We start from the raw sequence: 17,300 nt of genomic DNA, 5'->3' as shown, positions 1-17,300 counted from the left end.
AACCCCGACCTATCTTTCTCTTCTTCTTTGTGTCCTTCGCGTCTTCGCGGTCGCTCGAACAAGGAATTTAGGTCAACGGATTCGATCTAACAAGGATCTCTAAGAGCGATCGCATTTTATGAATCAACATCCAATTGCATCGACCCCAAATACTTAGTTAAATAAGGAGAAAACACCTCATAAATCAGAGTCAGCGGCTTACCATGATGCCAAAACAAATAGTGTCGCCCCCAAAAAGGTCCCGACTGTTCAAACGCTGATTCCAAAGCAGCCGAATTACCCAAATAAATGCCTTGCACATCCCGATACAATTCCGTCCGCAGCCGTGCTAAACTTGCCCAAATTGGCAAAGATTTATTTTGCAAATATTCATCTACGTGACTCGCTTCCCACCAAGAAGCTGCATAGGCCAAACGCTGTCCCGAAGCAGTCCGCAGCCACACTTGTCGGCGCAGATGTGGCCCCGGAACCACCACAATCTGTTCCGGCGCGCCATCTGCATCTGCACCCACTAAGGACATATCAATCACATCAACTTCTGTGGGTTCCCCAGTCAGCAGTTGCAGGTGACGGGTGGGGGAACCGTCGCCAAGGAGCAGTATTTGCCATGCTGGTGCTAGCTTGGTGTGGGGTAAACCCTTCTGTACTGCGTCTTCTGCTCCTTGCCACAGGGGGTTGAGAGCGTGCCAAGTTCGGCTGTTTTTCGGTGTGAATGTTGCAGTCAAGGGTCTTTACAAAACTTAATTTTTTGTTTATTATAACGTTTCTCTAATCTAAAATCTATAATCTCAAGTCGATTCGAGATTTTTATTCTTCCTGTTTCCTTCTTCCTGTTTCCTTCTTCCTGAATTTCCCCCCTTGGGGGGGGCAGGGGGGGGTGAATTATTCCTTCTTCCTTCTTCCTTCTGCTATATGTTAAGAATAACTGAAATAAAACTCCCCCTCGATCATCCAGTAGATGCGATCGCCGACAGCATTCTCAAAAAGCTGCAAATTCCACCCCAAGAATTGCTTAGCTATTCCATCTTCAAACGCAGCTACGATGCTCGTAAAAAACCAGAAATCCTGCTTGTCTATATTGTCGATGTGGAAACGACACAGGAAACACAAATTTTGGAGCGCCTCAAAAAAGACCCTCATGTGATGGTAACGCCAGACATGAGTTATCGCTATGTAGCCCAAGCTCCCCAAAATTTGACGATTCGCCCCATTGTCATTGGCACAGGGCCTTGCGGGATGTTTGCAGGGCTGATGCTAGCACAAATGGGGTTTCGCCCTATCCTGTTAGAACGTGGTAAAGCTGTGCGCGATCGCACCGTTGATACCTTTGGATTTTGGAAGAAAAAAACCGAATTCAACCCAGAATCTAACGCCCAGTTTGGGGAAGGAGGCGCGGGGACTTTTTCCGATGGCAAACTCTACAGCCAAGTTAAAGATCCCCAACATTATGGACGCAAAGTGTTGACAGAACTTGTGAATGCGGGAGCTTCACCAGAAATTTTATATATCAATAAACCCCATATCGGTACTTTTAAACTGGTGGGAATTGTCCAAAGTATCCGTGCCAAAATAGAATCTTTAGGCGGTGAAATCCGGTTTCAAACTCGTGTGACAGATATTCACATCGAAAATGGCAAAGTCCAGGGACTTACCCTCGCAAATGGAGAATATATTGCTAGTAATTATATAGTTCTGGCCGTGGGACATAGCGCCCGCGATACTTTTGAAATGTTGTTTTCCCGCGGGGTTTACATCGAAGCCAAACCATTTTCCATTGGTTTTCGGGTGGAACATCCCCAAACTATTATCGATCGCTGTCGTTTTGGCGATCGCGCCGGCCATAAACTTTTGGGTGCCGCCGACTACAAACTGGTTCACCATTGCCAAAATGGTCGTTCTGTCTATAGCTTCTGTATGTGTCCCGGTGGATTGGTGGTGGCCGCAGCCTCGGAACCAGGGCGACTTGTCACTAATGGGATGAGTCAATATTCCCGCAACGAACGTAATGCCAATAGTGGGATTGTGGTGGGGATTACACCGTCTGATTATCCCGGTCATCCTTTGGCGGGAATTGAGTTTCAACGTCGCCTAGAAGAGCGGGCATTTGAGTTAGGAGGTGGCACTTACAATGCCCCAGGACAGCTTGTGGGGGATTTTTTGGCGAATCGACCTTCGACAGTGTTAGGCGCTGTTCACCCTTCTTATACGCCTGGAGTTCATTTGACTGATTTGAGTGGAAGTTTACCAGATTATGCGATCGCCGCGATCCGCGAAGCACTTCCAGCTTTTGACAAACAAATTAAAGGATTTGCGATGAATGATGCCGTCTTGACTGGAGTAGAAACCCGCACTTCTTCGCCGATTCGGATTAAACGCAAGGAAGATTATCAGAGTTTGAATACTCAAGGCCTTTATCCGGCTGGGGAAGGTGCGGGATATGCAGGTGGAATTTTATCTGCGGGGATTGATGGAATTAAGGTTGCTGAGGCGGTTGCTTTGAGTATTTTGCGTATTTCAGGTTGATGAAGGGACACTCCAAGAGCCCATTGGTATCAACTTAAGCCGTTAGTCCACCAGTTCTCGCGCCCACCCGGCAGTCCGCCAGGGAATGAATTCCCTGTCTAATAGCGAAAGTCCTCTCAAAGAGGACTCAAGAACTCATCAGTCCTCTTGAGCGAGGACTTGCGCTCCATCGGCAGGGGTTTCAACCCCTGCCGGACTGTCGGTTTGATGTTAAGTTGACACTCTGACGGGCACGGTGGAGTGTCCCTACCGGGATTGAGCCGTCAACTGTCCACTGTCAACCGTCAACTCTGTTCAAACAGTAGCTAAGCGCGATCGAATTTCCGTATCCGTATATTCCGGTGTCCAACCAGTCGTAGTGGTAAAATATCGCACAGCTTTCACCTTCCGGGCTGCTGTCAAATAAAACCAATGTTCTGTATTCGCCGGCACGTTGATAAATTCTTCAGGCTGCACAGTCACTTCCACTTGACTACCGTCGGGACGCACAAAACCGAAAATTCCCTCTCCTGCTACGATATAGCGCACTTCATCGTCAGCGTGAATATGGCACTTGTCGAATTTAGAAAGCAGAGTGTCGAGGTTGGGAATCTCTGGGTGCAGCACAATCAAGTCTCGCGACTGATAGCCTGCGGTTTCTTTCAGTTGTTCAAAGTAGCCATCTAAAGCTTGCAGCACTTGTTCTTTTTGATTGTCGTCAAGAGCATCTTTCGCTAGCAATTCCCGCATTTCTGGGTTGTCTCCCACGGGCCAACTGTTGAGTTTAATTTTTAAGGGAGCGAGTTCGCGCGTAATATCGCTCAGTTGAGTGTAGGTTGTACCGTCTTCGAGTCGCAGGATAGCCATTTTTTTAGGTTTTAATTTTTGATTAACAGACACATCGAAAGATGTTGGTCGATCGCACTGGTATGAGAATCATATTTTAACGTTAAGATGCCTGTTCCACAAAAGTTCAATATTTGTCACAATAAGATTGATAAGTCAGATGCCTGCTAGCAACTGGTGCGATCGGCAACACTGACATCTTAAATGTAACTTTTGCAACAACTATGCCTACTTATACTGGAATTTCTAGCGAAGCTTTTCAGCATCCCCTCGATCGCCAAGCCGAAGCAGCATTGCGCAGCGTACCTGGATTTGACTTAATTGCTAACAAATTTGTAGAGTTTGTCTACGAACGACCCCAATTTGTTTACCTGATGGGAAATAGCATTCAAGTCGGGCCGCGCCAATATGCCAGCATCTATCACATTTTTCGGGAATGTTTGCAGGATTTAGATGTTTTTCCAGAACCCGGTTTGTTTGTTTCTCAAAATCCCTCAGTCAATAGCTATGCCCTGGGAAAAAACCAGCCCTATGTCGTATTAAATACTGGTCTTTTGGATTTATTGGATGAGGCAGAAATTAAGGTGGTATTGGCTCATGAGTTGGGACACATTAAATGCGGTCATCCCACTTTAAATCAAATGGCAATGTGGGCAATGAGCGTTGCTTCCACCATTGGGGAGATGACTTTCGGCTTGGGAAATATGGTCAGTAGCGGTTTAATTTATGCTTTTTATGAGTGGCGGCGCAAGGCGGAATTATCGGCAGACAGGGCTGCATTGTTAGTCACAGATGATTTGAATAGTGTGATGAAAACAATGATGAAACTGGCGGGAGTTAGTAGCAAATATGCTAGCGAATGTAGTTTGCAAGAATTTATCCGTCAGTCTGATAATTATCAAGAACTCGATCGCGACAACCTCAACCAAGTGTATAAATTTTTACTCTACAACGGCGGCTCTGGCACCATGCTCAGTCACCCGTTTCCGGTGGAACGTCTGCGCTATTTGCGAGATTGGGCAAGTTCCGAGGAATATCGCCAAATCAAGTTGGGGAACTACAAGCGGGCGGTATCTGAGGGTGCTGTTGATGTGAAATCCCAAGCGCCTAACAGCGAGACGGATGCTTTGCGGCGTCAGATTGAGGAATTGCAACGGGAGATCGATCGGCGTAAATCCCGCTGAAGTAGAAGCATGGCTGCTGGGACAGGACTTACGCACCCAACCAAAGAAACCGGGTTTTTTGACGAAAATACTTCGTTTTGACCCACAGATTCTCTAAAAAACCCGGTTTCTGGGGCCCCATGCGTAAGTCCTATTAAGGTTAAACTTGATAATTTTTTTGTGAAGGCGGAAAGTTTTTTGCCGACTTGATTATCTAATATCAGGATAACCCAGCGAAAATTAGGTTTATGTCTCGTCTTTTAGAAAGATTGTTGCAAATTGACCAGCTATTACGGACAGCCCAGCGACAAACAACAGCAACAATTGCTGAAGCCTTAGAAGTTAGTGAAAGGACAGTCCGTAATGACTTGGCATTTTTGCGGGATCGGTTCAGCGCCCCGTTGAATTTCAATCGGCAAAAAGGGTTTCACTATACCGATCCAGATTGGCGCTTGCCGAGTATTTCTCTAAGTCAAGGCGAATTATTTGCTCTGACATTGGGAGCGAGAATGTTGCAAGCTTACTCAGGTTCAACTTATACCAAAGAATTGCGATCGGCCATCGAGCGATTGAGTGAAAGATTGCCCGAACAAACTTGGATCGATCTCCAAAGAATTGCCGATGAACGGATCGTTTTTAGAAATGGGGTAGAAAACTATCTTAACCCGGAAATCTGGAATCAATTATTAGAAGCTTCTAGGACATCTCACCAAGTTCGGATGTGTTATTTCACAGCAAGTCGGAATGCTACATCTGAACGAGTGCTAGACCCTTATTTGCTGCATATTTACCGAGGAACCAACCCTTATGTAATTGGATTTTGTCAACAACGCCAAGCTATTAGGTGGTTTCGAGTCGATCGCATTCAAAGCTTAGAAATTCTTAATACTAAATTTATGCGCGATCGCACATTTAATGCTCAAGAACATCTGGATCGGATTTTTCAAGCTGAGGTAGGAGATGGTAAACCGGTGGAGGTAGTCATTTGGTTCGATCCGCCCACAGCACCCTATATCTGGGAGAGGCGATGGCATTCAACCCAGGAAATTGAACAACATCCCGATGGGGCGGTGACATTGAGAATGACAGTGGGGGGACTTAATGAGATCAAGCGGTGGGTGTTGGGGTATGGGAAAGGGGCGAGGGTGAAAAGTCCGCCGGAGTTGGTGCAGTTGGTGCGCGACGAGGTGGAAGGGATGAGTAACAATTATAATATTTCAGGAGTCATCTAGTTATGGTAGTCACTGAATGCGATCGCGAGCAACAACAAGATAATAGTTTGCCTTATGTAGAGTTGTGTTTTAGCGTCATCGGTCAAACTTTACCGGCGGATCATGGGTATGGTTTGTATTCTGCGATCGCACACTGTCAAAAGGAACTTCACAATTTAGCAGGCGTGAGTATTCAAACCATTCAGGGAATTCCTGATAAGCAGGGGGTGATTCATTTAAGCGATCGCTCTCAATTGAAAATCCGCCTACCGGGGGACAAAGTGCCGTTGGTGTATCCCTTAGCTGGCAAGCAATTAACCATTGGTAAGCACGCGATTCGGCTAGGAATCCCGCAAATTTTTGTATTGCAACCTGCACCGAGATTGCGATCGCGCATTGTGATTATTAAGGGATTCCAAGAACCAGATAATTTTTTGGTAGCAGCCAAACGGCAACTGGATGATTTACAAATTCAAGGTAATTTGACAATTCCCCTGAATGAAGAGGGAGAACTTAGTCGGAAAGCCATTAAAGTTAAAACGTTTTCAGTAGTGGGTTTTAGTTTAGAAGTAACGGAACTCAATGAGTATGATTCTATTAAATTACAGGCTTTAGGATTGGGTGGAAAACATCGTATGGGTTGTGGAATTTTCAACGCTTTGCCCCGTGCATGGAGATTTGATAATGTCTAATCTACCTGAGCATTTATTGGCAAAAAGTCAGCGTGGGGACAAGCCGCCTATTACTCTTAAAAAGCACCTAGAAGATACGGCAAAATGTGCTTTACAAATCTTCCGGCTCGATGGCAGGTGGGGACAAAATTGGTGTAGATTTTTCAAGATTCAAGGCACTGAAGCACAAGAGAAATTCTTGTTAAATTTGCGAGTAGCAGCCTTATTACATGACATTGGTAAGGCAAATGAGGAATTTTACAAAGCTGTATCTGAGGGATGCAATCAAACTTTCAGACATGAGCATATCAGCGCACTGGTATTGCATTTAAAGCAAGTCCGTTCTTGGTTACAAAAAAACTCATCTTTAGATGTAGAAGTGATTACAGCGGCGGTTTTGTCCCATCATTTGAAGGCTGCGGAAACAGGCGATCGACAATGGGCTGCCCCATCCAAAGGCACTCGCAACAAACCAGTTAAGCTTTACCTACTACATGATGAGATAAAAGTCACCTTACAAGAAATTGCGCGAATTGCTTCTCTGGATCATCCACCGGAAATCGCGATCGCTACCTTCTCCCAAGATACTATCTGGGGTAAAGCATGGGAAGATGGCATGAAAGCTGCTAAACAGTTGAAACGCAATCTAAACGATGAGCGAAGGAGCCTTCTTTTGGCTGTTAAAGCTGGGTTAATTGTTTCTGATGCGGCGGCTTCAGGATTGGTGCGAGAAGGGAAGGAAATTGAGGAATGGATTGAAGAAGTTGTACATAGTGAAGCAATTGCCAACTCTGAAATACTTACTGCAATCATTAATCCTATTATTGGTAAAATTGATGCCAGACTAAAGAATAAACCTTTCGATCTTAAAAAGTTCTTGGCAGCAAATAATACAGAACAACTACAGGTGCTGCAAGATGAAATTATTCATACATTTCAGAAGCAAATTGCGAAACAAGGTTCAAAAGTTTTGTTATTAGCTGCTTGCGCTGCTGGAAAAACCTTCGCTGCTTGGAAATGGGCACAAGAGCAGGTCAATCATTATAAAGTAGGAAAGGTAATTTTTCTCTATCCTACAAGGGGAACAGCAACGGAAGGCTTTAAAGATTACGTGAGTTGGGCACCAGAAGCCGATGCAGCACTGGTGACAGGAACAGCGCGTTATGAACTGGAAGCGATCGCACAAAATCCACCCGACTCAATGAAAGAAAAAGACTTCACCACTGAAGAGCGTCTATTTTCATTAGGCTTTTGGTCGCGACGATATTTTAGCGCAACGGTGGATCAATTTCTGGGTTTCATGGAACATAATTATGGTGGGATTTGCTTGTTACCTGCTTTAGCGGATAGCGTGCTAATTATTGATGAAATCCACAGTTTCGATCGCAAAATGTTTGATAGCTTAATTGCATTTCTCAAACATTTCGATCTACCGGTTTTGTGTATGACAGCAACATTACCGACTTGTCGAAAAAATGAGTTAGTGGAAGCTGGATTAAAAGTATATCCAACAACAAGCGATCGCGAAAACTTGAAAGACCTTGAAAATAAAGAAAATCATCCCCGATATCGACTTGAACCTGTAGATAACTTTACCAGTGCGTTCACCAAAGCTAAACAGGCTTATAGCCAGGGTGAGCGAGTTTTATGGGTTGTGAATACAGTCGATCGCTGTCTGGCTATCTCACAAAAGCTAAAGGAGGAACTAAAGGTAGAAGTTTTGACATATCATAGCCGATTTCGATTAACCGATCGACAGAAAGTTCATACAGAAACGGTGGAGGCATTTGCGTTCCAACAACATGGACAACGGAAACAAGCTATCGCTGTAACTACGCAAGTTTGTGAAATGTCTCTCGATCTTGATGCTGATGTTTTAATTACCGAATTTGCTCCCATTCCTTCCCTAGTTCAGCGCTTTGGACGGGCTAACCGTCATTTAGTTAGAGAAGCCAATTTTCGTGGTGCACTGCATATTTATGAGCCTCCGAAGGCTTTGCCATATAATCGTGAAGAATTAGAGGCTGCTAGAAAGTTTATTAACGATTTAGGTGATGGTGATATTAGTCAAAAAAGACTAGCTGATGCAATGGAAAGATACGCCAGGGAAGAACGCAATGCAGATACACTTCCCGCTTTCTTTACAAGTGGCTACTTTGCTAGAATGGGTAGCTTTAGAGATACGGATGACTATGCTGTTCCTTGTATTCTAGATCGCGATCTGGATGAGGTGGAAGCACTGTTCAAAGCCCGTAAACCCTATGACGGATACAAAATTAATGTACCTGAGAAATGGGCCACAGGCGATCGCCCAAGTTGGCTACCAAGGTATTTAAGGGTTGCTGAGTGGGAAGGACATTACGACGAGCGATCGGGATTTCAAACCAAACCATTAGAGGAGGTGGATCTTGGCTAAAAAAGGAGCTAAACAAGCCGTATTAGAAACAGATACACTGACGCTCGATTATACACTGGCTGAGTTGTCTTCTTCTCAGCATCGATCGGGTTTAGCAGGATTAGTTTTAATGGTACGATGGTTACATCGTTTTGAACACTGGAAACAAGATGGTTCTGCTATTTGCGAGATTGATAATTTGAGCGATCGCGGAGCAACTTTGCGAATTAATCAGTTAGGTTTACAAGCACTACTCAATGAAGTTTATGCAGCAAGTTGGGAAGAACAAGAAAGAGCGCAAGTCCTCAAAAATTCTCGAACAAAAGAAGTAATTCCGTACTTGAGAGAAGAGGAAAAGAATGAGGTTGATAAAAAGGGAAATCCGATCAAGAAAAAGGTCTATATTTATCAGAGCGTTGTGCCAAAAGGGGCATTTATCGCTGATGCCGATCCTGAAGGCGATCGCGGTAGATGGATCAAACTTTGGCGGGATATGCTTTGGAGAACTTTACGAGGTGTTGCCACCACTCGCACACCCTACGAATCAAGAGCAAACGGCAACTATACCGAAGATGCCGACAAAATTTGGAAGGAACTGTTGCAACCTGCTGAGTTTACAGTTAATCTACCAAGTACCTACTATTTAGGAGCCCAGGCAAGCAACCCGGAAAATGTCCCATTCAAAGATCGAGCTAGATATCAATTCCTACTGCATTTTTGGGTATTTGCTGCTTCAATCTATGTGCCTGCTGTTATTGACAACGAAGGGAATCGCGAATTTGTGGGTTATGCGATCGCCATTCCCGATATTTCCCAACTAAAGACTTTCTGTGATGAGTTTCCTCAACTACTCCAAGGGCGAGGTAACGAAGTCACAGGTTATCGCCCACGAGAAGCAGTTGTTGATTTGGCAGTTGAGGGCGCATTGGATGTAATTCGTCGGTTGCGCGATCGTGTTTCGCGACTTGAAACGGGAATTGGCGACATAGTTTTAGGTGTCGATGTTATTCATGCCGACAAACAGGGAAATAACGTGAGAATTCTCGGTACAACACGACTCGATCCACCTGAACAAGAATGGATAGATAAGTATCGTGAAATTCGAGAAAGTCTATGGAGTGCAATTTTTCGCAGACAAAGATTGCTTAATCATGTCAGCAGAAAACCTTGGTATACAGGATTTGATTCGCTCCTGTGTACCATTCCCTACGAGCAAACGATGGAAAATGATTATTTCCGTCACGACTCACGCGAATCATTCAAATATGAGGTAGGAGATATGACTGAAGAAACATTGGAAATACCTGAAGAATCAGACTTGCCAGAATACAGCCGTCAAAAGCTAATTCTGCGACTCGTGCGGACCTATGTCACTCGCAAACTCAATACTAAGCATGGTCTTGAGTGGAAATCGGAGTGGACTAATTTACGAAAAACTAAGGAGGGCAGAGAAAAATTAGATAAACTTCGAGATTATCAAGAATTCAATGAAAAGAAAGCCAAAATCGCTAAATCTGCTTTTCTTGATATCCGAAGCCGTACCGAAACAAGTGAATTCATTAACTATTTTGCGTGTACCATTTGCTCGGTTCCTCAGTACATGAAAGAGGAACATTTCGTGCAACTCACCCAAGATTTATACGAAAAAACTGACGAGGTTCGGACTATAACTTTACTTGCTCTATCTGCCAACAGCTAACTGTCAATTTACCTTCAAGGAAAAACTGAATCTATGCCTAACAAAAATTTATTTGCCACCGTTCTTACCTATGCGGCTCCAAGTTCTAACTATCGTGGCGAAAGCGAAGAAAACCGTACTGTTCTTCAGAAGATTGCCAAGGGAGCAAAAGAACATACAGTCATTAGTCCTGAATCCATGCGTAATGCTTTACGGGAAATGTTGATTGAGGCAGGATTACCCTGTAATCGTAAGCGTCTACACGACCAAGATCAGCTTGCAGTCGAATTTAAAGAATTTCCAAATGCCAGCAAGTTTGCTGATGATTTTCTGTTTGGCTTCATGGTTGCTGATAATGAGGCCATCAAGAAAAATAAAGGGATGCTGCCAAAAAGAGATAGCATTTTGCGAATGAATATGGCTGTGGCAGTGACTCCTTATCGCTTTGATGCCACTTTCCATCAATCTCCCATGAATGCCGGCTCTAGCCCTTGGAAAAATTCCGCTAAGTCAGCACTTTTGCACCGGGAAATTTCCCATACAGCCTATCAGTATCCTTTTGCTCTTGCTTACAATGACTGTAAAGAAAAGCCTGAATGGGTGAAGCCATTACTAAAAGCAATTGGTGAGCTTTCTAATGTTGCTGGTGGACACGCACGCAGTTATTACGAAATGGCTCCTAAAAGCCTTGTTGCACGTCTCACTCCTTGCCTGATAGCAGGTTTTAACACCTATGGATTTGATGAAACTGGAAACTTTAACGAATTATCTCGGCTGCATTCTGAAGACCTACCTGCTGAGGAATTTTGGATTGGTGGCGAGATTATTCGTAATATGAAAGCAGAACAACGAAAACACCTACAGGATGCTGGTGCAAAGCTGTACGAAAATCCCCAAAAGTTGATAATTGACCTTGCTAATGACTTTTTAGGTTAAAAAAATCCAATGAATTGTATGTGGTTGCGTGTTCGTGCGCCCTTTGCGGCCTATCGTGGTTTTCAGGCGGGAGTTTATCGCTCAACTATGCCTGTAATGCCCCCTTCTGCTGCATTAGGCTTAGTCTTAAATCTGGCGGGAATTGAAATGCGAACTGGGTTGGAGCAAGTAACAACTCAAATCCGTCAAGATATTCCACATTTAGAATTAGCAATTGGAGCCGTTGATGGTTCAGAAAGTGAGATTTCTACGCTTTATCAACAACTTCATAGTTATCCAGTTGGCTCTTCTGGTAAGGAACTTAAAGAAAAAACTCATGGAGCAAAATATTGGATAGTTCCTGTGCGGCGAGAGTTAATTGTTGGACTGGATATTATCATCGGTATTCGTGAATTTGAAGGACTATTTGAACGCATCCGTCAGGGATTGCGGGGCGAATTAAACGATCGCCGCTACGGTTTGCCCTTTGCTGGTGATAATAACTTCCTGTTCGATCGCATTGATGTTATGGATAGCCCACTGCTAACCCACTGGTATGAAAAAATGGAAGTTGACTCAGAACCACGCAAGCGATCGCAACGTTTAACCGTTGGTATCGATCGCCTTGATAACAGCAAAACAACCAGCCATCTATTTGCGCCAATTTCGGAACCCTCAATTTATCCACCCTTGAATGCTTGGATTTGGACACCAAAGAAACCAGATTAATCGGAGGCTTTTACGAGCGATCGGATTGCCTATGCAATTCCGTGACACCTTACCTACTATCAAATTTCCCAAAACTTCCAGGTAAGCGGAAGTTTTTTTGCCGGGGTAAATAGCTAAAGTAATTTCAGCCTGAACAAGCATCAGGTGAAAAAAAATTACTCTAGCCAGATTTCACTATGCAAGCACTTGAAATTGACTCTTTTTTACCCCCAAAACAAAGCACCATTCGTGTTTGTGCCCTCCATGCTTTTGCCTACTGTCCCCGCCTTTTCTACCTCGAAGAAGTAGAAGAACTCCACACCCAAGATGCGGCAGTATTCGCTGGCCGCCGACTGCACGCAGAACTGGAAAAACAGGAGGATGAAGAGTGGGAAGAATTGTACCTCGAAAGTGAAGAATTGGGGTTGCGCGGCCGCCTAGATGCCCTTCGCACCCGCGATGGGGAAACCATTCCCTACGAGCACAAACGGGGGCGCTGTCACCGAGATGCACATAATCAGCCCCAAGCTTGGGAGAGCGATCGCCTGCAAATTCTCAGTTATGCTTGGTTGATTGAATTAGCCAAGGGTATTTCTGTCCCAGAAGGGCGCATCCGCTACCACGCTGATAATGTGATGGTGCGCGTCCCCCTTGATGATGCAGGGCGCACTGCGGTGAGAGAGGCTATAGAACAAGCGCGATCGCTCCGCCAGTCCCCCTGTCGCCCACCAGTCACCGACAACGAGCGCCTCTGTACCCGCTGCTCCCTTGCTCCAGTTTGCTTGCCAGAAGAAGCTCGACTTGCCCATAATCGAGAATGGCAGCCCATTCGCTTGTTTCCTGAAGACGACGAACGACAAATTATTCATGTTTTAGAACCAGGAACAGCAGTAGGGCGCTGCGGAGAACAAATCAAAATATCTCGCCGCCATCAGCCTACAGAAATCCTACCAGGCCGGCAAATCGGTCAAATTGTCCTCCATAGTTTCTCCCAAATTTCCACCCAAGCTTTGTATTTTTGCACCGAACAGGCGATCGGAATTCACTTTGTTTCTGGCGGGGGACGCTATGTGGGAAGTTTCGATGCTCGTGGTGGTAGCATTCAGCGTCGAATTCGTCAATATGCAGCACTGAGTAATTCGGAAAAATGTTTGGAATTAGCCCGAAAATTAGTTATTTGTCGGGGTCAAGGACAGCGCAAATTTTTAATGCGCGGTGGACGCGGCAAGGAAGGATCGGAGGAGCTAAAAAAAGCCATTAATCAAATGAAAATTGTTCTGGCTCAAGTTCCCAAAGCCAAAGGTCTGGAAAACTTATTAGGATTAGAAGGAAACTTGGCTGCGCTATATTTTGGAGCCTTACCTTATCTGATTGGTAATGATGTTTCTCCCCTGTTGCATTTTTGTGGTCGTAACCGTCGCCCGCCCAAGGATCGATTTAATGCTTTGTTGAGTTTTGGCTATGCTTTACTCCTGAAAGATGTGATGAATGCCATCCTCAGTGTGGGTTTAGAACCAGCTTTAGGTTTCTATCACCAACCTCGTTCTCAAGCCTCACCTTTAGCCTTAGATTTGATGGAAATTTTCCGCGTTCCTTTGGTGGATATGGTGGTTATGGGTTCAATTAACCGAGGGCAATGGCAACCCCAAACTGATTTTGAGGTGAGGGGAGAACAAGTTTGGTTAAGTGACGCGGGGCGACGCAGGATAGTGGAGTTATACGAAGGTCGTAAGCAGGAAACTTGGAAGCATCCTGTGACTGGTTATGCTCTTACCTATCGTCGTTTGTTGGAGTTAGAAGTGCGTCTTTTGGAAAAGGAATGGATGGGTGAGGGTGGTTTATTTGCACAATTGATTGTGCGGTGAGGTGTGACAATGGCTGAAGCAAAAAATTGGTATCTAATTACCTACGATATTCGTTGCCAAAAACGCTGGCGAAAGGCTTATAGCTTGCTGCAAGGTTATGGTGAAAGAATCCAATATTCGATTTTTCGTGCTTGGCTGAGTCAGCGGGAGCGAGAAAAGTTGCGATGGGAGTTGGAGAAGGTGTTGGCATCGGAGGATAGTTTGTTGCTTGTCCGTTTGTCTCATCAGTGTGCGAGTACCCTTTGTGCTTACAACCGCCCTGGTGCTTGGCCCCCATTGGGAGATTCCTATCGGCTGGTTTGAGGAAAATGCAAGCACCTCTGCTTGTGGAATTTTTTTTTGAGGTTGTATGGCTGCAAACCCTTGTCCTATCTAGGTTTCAGCCTTTTTTAGGGTTCGGGAGGTGCTTGCAAAACTCTGGATGTTAGACAGGGCAAGGGTTTGAGGGAATTGGGATTTGGGTTTTATGGCTAGTTTTTGGCTTTTTTTGAGATTTTGTTGCTATTAAGCGGGAGGTGCTTGTAAAATCGACTAGGGATGGTTATCTGATAAGGGTTTCAGGAACCGCTGTGATTAAACCTTTGATGCCGTAAGGCGTTGAGCACGACTGGTTGGAGGATGATTTGCGCGATCGCGTTATGTGATTAAACCTTTGATGCCGTAAGGCGTTGAGCACTTAGGGGTACTTGGCGACAGGTTGTCAGTTTTTCGTGATTAAACCTTTGATGCCGTAAGGCGTTGAGCACATTAACTGTGAAATTGTTTCTGCCCCTGGCCCTCGTGATTAAACCTTTGATGCCGTAAGGCGTTGAGCACTTTCTATTCGACAATGGGGTTGGCGGATATCCATTGTGATTAAACCTTTGATGCCGTAAGGCGTTGAGCACGTCGAAGTTTGGAGCTAAAGATATCCCGGACGGGGTGATTAAACCTTTGATGCCGTAAGGCGTTGAGCACCGTTGATTTTCTTGATTTTGAAGCCTGACCTGGACGTGATTAAACCTTTGATGCCGTAAGGCGTTGAGCACTGGTCGATCGCATCCAAGTCTGCCTGCGAAAACTCAAGTGATTAAACCTTTGATGCCGTAAGGCGTTGAGCACAACCAAAAACAAGAAAAAAAAGTACAAAAAGTACGTGATTAAACCTTTGATGCCGTAAGGCGTTGAGCACAATTACAGGGGTTATTGAATTGCTTAAAATCCTAGGGTGATTAAACCTTTGATGCCGTAAGGCGTTGAGCACGTAACTTTCAGTTATACGATATGGGTAACTCCCTGAAGTGATTAAACCTTTGATGCCGTAAGGCGTTGAGCACTATCTTTTTGTGGTACTGGCGGGTACTCTCCCTGCAAGTGATTAAACCTTTGATGCCGTAAGGCGTTGAGCACGAAAGCAGTGGATTATCTTTTCCCTATGCCACAACGTGATTAAACCTTTGATGCCGTAAGGCGTTGAGCACATTGAGATACCGCGCTCCAAAAACATCAGCCCGATGTGATTAAACCTTTGATGCCGTAAGGCGTTGAGCACTCTCTGAGTTGAAAAGTGGGTGGAGTAAAGTAGCTGTGATTAAACCTTTGATGCCGTAAGGCGTTGAGCACCAGCGACAGGGCGAGATTCGCGATCGAGTAGAATAGTGATTAAACCTTTGATGCCGTAAGGCGTTGAGCACTATCCCATTTTGATACTATCCGTCAATTGATGTTGTGATTAAACCTTTGATGCCGTAAGGCGTTGAGCACGATATCCGCCTCAAAGGCGCTATCGAAACACAGGAGTGATTAAACCTTTGATGCCGTAAGGCGTTGAGCACAGAAAAAATCCGGGGGTGGTAATTATACCCCCAAAGTGATTAAACCTTTGATGCCGTAAGGCGTTGAGCACACTAATCGCGTGGAGAGTACAAAACCTGCTTCATGTGTGATTAAACCTTTGATGCCGTAAGGCGTTGAGCACTGGTTAATGTGGTTCTTGACGCTCGCCCCAGTTGAAGTGATTAAACCTTTGATGCCGTAAGGCGTTGAGCACTTGCCTACTTTGCAGCAAGCGATTGTCGGAGGCTCGTGATTAAACCTTTGATGCCGTAAGGCGTTGAGCACACGTGATGGTGATGGTGATGGTGTTGGGCGGGGGGGTGTGATTAAACCTTTGATGCCGTAAGGCGTTGAGCACGGCGATCGGATCAATGTTCCGCGACGGCTGAGTCGTGATTAAACCTTTGATGCCGTAAGGCGTTGAGCACTCTGGGGCGACAGAAGGGGATGGCAGGCGATCACCGTGATTAAACCTTTGATGCCGTAAGGCGTTGAGCACCTGCACATTTTAAAATTTTCGTCTCCTTGAAACCCATCGAGACAATCTGTGGGATTTATGCGGATTTGCCACCAGGAGGAAGGTACAAGGAAGGTGGACAAGCTAGAGACCATTAGTGTCAACTTAAGCTGTCAGCCCGCCAAGTTCGTTGGTCATCCCGCGAGTCCGACAGGGGTTGAAACCCCTGTCTAATAGCTAAAGTCCTCTCAAAGAGGACTAATGAGTTGAAAATTCTTCTCTTGAGTCCTATGCAAGAGGACTTTCGCTCCATCGGCAGGGGTTTCAACCCCTGCCGGACTATGAGTTATACCTTAAGTTCACACCTATGGCTAGAGACATACTCCCAACTTGCCTCCAATCTAAAAACTGTCCTCTCCTTTCTGAAATCCGTTTCCTAGAAAGTGTAGTTTAAATCAAGATAAGCTTATAACTCAACCGGGCTAGGTAAAAAATGATTATTGATAAACCAATGAATACTCAAAAGCCAACTTCTAATTTTTTTGGCAATGTAGGCAAAGTGGCGATCGCCCTGACAATACTCGCCACCGGTATGGCCTTTACAAATCCTCCCAGAGACAAATACCTAACTTATGCTTCTGGCAAACTGGAAACAGAGCTCGAAAGCACTGTCTGTAAAGATTCTCGCATTCCTAAAGCTCTAACCGGTGTTACAGATACTTTGATCGGCAGTTGCAAAAATTTGCTGACTTCCCAGCGCAGTACCATCGAACAATTGCTCGACAATACAACCCAGCGAGAAAATTTAGGGGTAGTCAGTATTTACACCACTGAAGTCGGCAAAAAAAGCTATCAAACAGTGGGAGTCTTTGGTAACTTTGTAAGTCTACCGCCTGCTACGAATTCAGCTCAAAAGTAGCATTAAATTCAATCTATTCGATCGACCGGGTTTTGGATAAAGCCCGGTTTTTACGTAGGTGATTCTATGTAAGTAAGTCTCCCTAAATTACGCTAATTACCCTAGCTTATTCAAAATATTAAAACTTATTACAAGTCAACATTTATAGTGGAAAT

General features: G+C 44.9%; 13 protein-coding genes and 1 CRISPR repeat array. Of the genes, 11 read left to right on the top strand and 2 right to left on the bottom strand.

Annotated features, from left to right (window positions below; genetic code table 11):
• Nucleotides 1-116 precede the first annotated feature (116 nt).
• Entirely contained in the window at nucleotides 117-725 is a 609-nt protein-coding gene (locus tag AAFP14_RS17570) for a chorismate lyase (protein ID WP_341733526.1), read from the bottom strand.
• Nucleotides 726-912: 187 nt separating this feature from the next.
• Here AAFP14_RS17570 and AAFP14_RS17565 point away from each other — a divergent pair, with 187 nt between their 5' ends.
• Nucleotides 913-2,523 carry an NAD(P)/FAD-dependent oxidoreductase gene (locus tag AAFP14_RS17565; protein WP_341733525.1) on the top strand — a complete coding sequence of 537 codons (1,611 nt, stop codon included), beginning with the start codon at nucleotides 913-915 and terminating at the stop codon, nucleotides 2,521-2,523.
• Between the two features lie 294 nt (nucleotides 2,524-2,817).
• Here the strand turns inward: AAFP14_RS17565 and AAFP14_RS17560 are convergent, their stop codons facing one another.
• Nucleotides 2,818-3,369, bottom strand: coding sequence for a 1,2-dihydroxy-3-keto-5-methylthiopentene dioxygenase (locus AAFP14_RS17560; protein ID WP_341733577.1), 552 nt, complete (start codon nucleotides 3,367-3,369; stop codon nucleotides 2,818-2,820).
• A gap of 203 nt (nucleotides 3,370-3,572) precedes the next feature.
• Here AAFP14_RS17560 and AAFP14_RS17555 point away from each other — a divergent pair, with 203 nt between their 5' ends.
• From AAFP14_RS17555 to AAFP14_RS17510, 10 genes are all read left to right on the top strand, one after another.
• Nucleotides 3,573-4,532, top strand: coding sequence for a M48 family metallopeptidase (locus AAFP14_RS17555; protein ID WP_341733524.1), 960 nt, complete (start codon nucleotides 3,573-3,575; stop codon nucleotides 4,530-4,532).
• Nucleotides 4,533-4,759: 227 nt separating this feature from the next.
• Nucleotides 4,760-5,743: a helix-turn-helix transcriptional regulator gene (locus AAFP14_RS17550; protein ID WP_341733523.1), complete on the top strand. Its 984-nt coding sequence runs from the start codon at nucleotides 4,760-4,762 to the stop codon at nucleotides 5,741-5,743.
• A gap of 2 nt (nucleotides 5,744-5,745) precedes the next feature.
• A complete protein-coding gene (gene cas6, locus AAFP14_RS17545) occupies nucleotides 5,746-6,414 on the top strand; it encodes a type I-MYXAN CRISPR-associated protein Cas6/Cmx6 (RefSeq protein WP_341733522.1) in 669 nt (222 codons plus the stop codon).
• Nucleotides 6,407-8,809 (top strand): CRISPR-associated helicase Cas3', encoded by a 2,403-nt coding sequence (cas3, locus tag AAFP14_RS17540; protein ID WP_341733521.1) that lies wholly within the window; start codon nucleotides 6,407-6,409, stop codon nucleotides 8,807-8,809. The genes cas6 and cas3 overlap by 8 nt, the downstream gene beginning before the upstream one ends.
• Nucleotides 8,802-10,487 carry a type I-MYXAN CRISPR-associated protein Cmx8 gene (cmx8, locus tag AAFP14_RS17535; RefSeq protein WP_341733520.1) on the top strand — a complete coding sequence of 562 codons (1,686 nt, stop codon included), beginning with the start codon at nucleotides 8,802-8,804 and terminating at the stop codon, nucleotides 10,485-10,487. Before cas3 ends, cmx8 begins: the two co-directional genes overlap by 8 nt.
• A gap of 33 nt (nucleotides 10,488-10,520) precedes the next feature.
• Nucleotides 10,521-11,402, top strand: a complete 882-nt coding sequence (locus AAFP14_RS17530) for a type I-B CRISPR-associated protein Cas7/Cst2/DevR (protein ID WP_341733519.1) — start codon at nucleotides 10,521-10,523, stop codon at nucleotides 11,400-11,402.
• 18 nt (nucleotides 11,403-11,420) lie between these two features.
• Complete coding sequence (gene cas5, locus AAFP14_RS17525) at nucleotides 11,421-12,110, top strand: type I-MYXAN CRISPR-associated protein Cas5/Cmx5/DevS (RefSeq protein ID WP_341733518.1); 690 nt, start codon at nucleotides 11,421-11,423, stop codon at nucleotides 12,108-12,110.
• 176 nt (nucleotides 12,111-12,286) lie between these two features.
• Entirely contained in the window at nucleotides 12,287-13,954 is a 1,668-nt protein-coding gene (locus AAFP14_RS17520) for a type I-MYXAN CRISPR-associated endonuclease Cas4/Cas1 (RefSeq protein ID WP_341733517.1), read from the top strand.
• Nucleotides 13,955-13,963: 9 nt separating this feature from the next.
• On the top strand, nucleotides 13,964-14,257 hold the full coding sequence (cas2, locus tag AAFP14_RS17515; protein WP_340523593.1) for a CRISPR-associated endonuclease Cas2: 294 nt from the start codon (nucleotides 13,964-13,966) through the stop codon (nucleotides 14,255-14,257).
• A 266-nt stretch (nucleotides 14,258-14,523) separates the two neighbouring features.
• A CRISPR array of direct repeats spans nucleotides 14,524-16,268; the repeat unit is 36 nt; unit sequence GTGATTAAACCTTTGATGCCGTAAGGCGTTGAGCAC.
• Nucleotides 16,269-16,737: 469 nt separating this feature from the next.
• Nucleotides 16,738-17,145, top strand: a complete 408-nt coding sequence (locus AAFP14_RS17510) for a DUF4359 domain-containing protein (RefSeq protein WP_341733516.1) — start codon at nucleotides 16,738-16,740, stop codon at nucleotides 17,143-17,145.
• Nucleotides 17,146-17,300 lie beyond the last annotated feature (155 nt).

Source organism: Microcoleus sp. EPA2 (genome assembly GCA_020882975.1).
Lineage (GTDB): Bacteria > Cyanobacteriota > Cyanobacteriia > Cyanobacteriales > Microcoleaceae > Microcoleus.
Note: the sequence above shows the minus strand (reverse complement) of the source record. Positions and strands in the feature narration are given on the sequence as shown.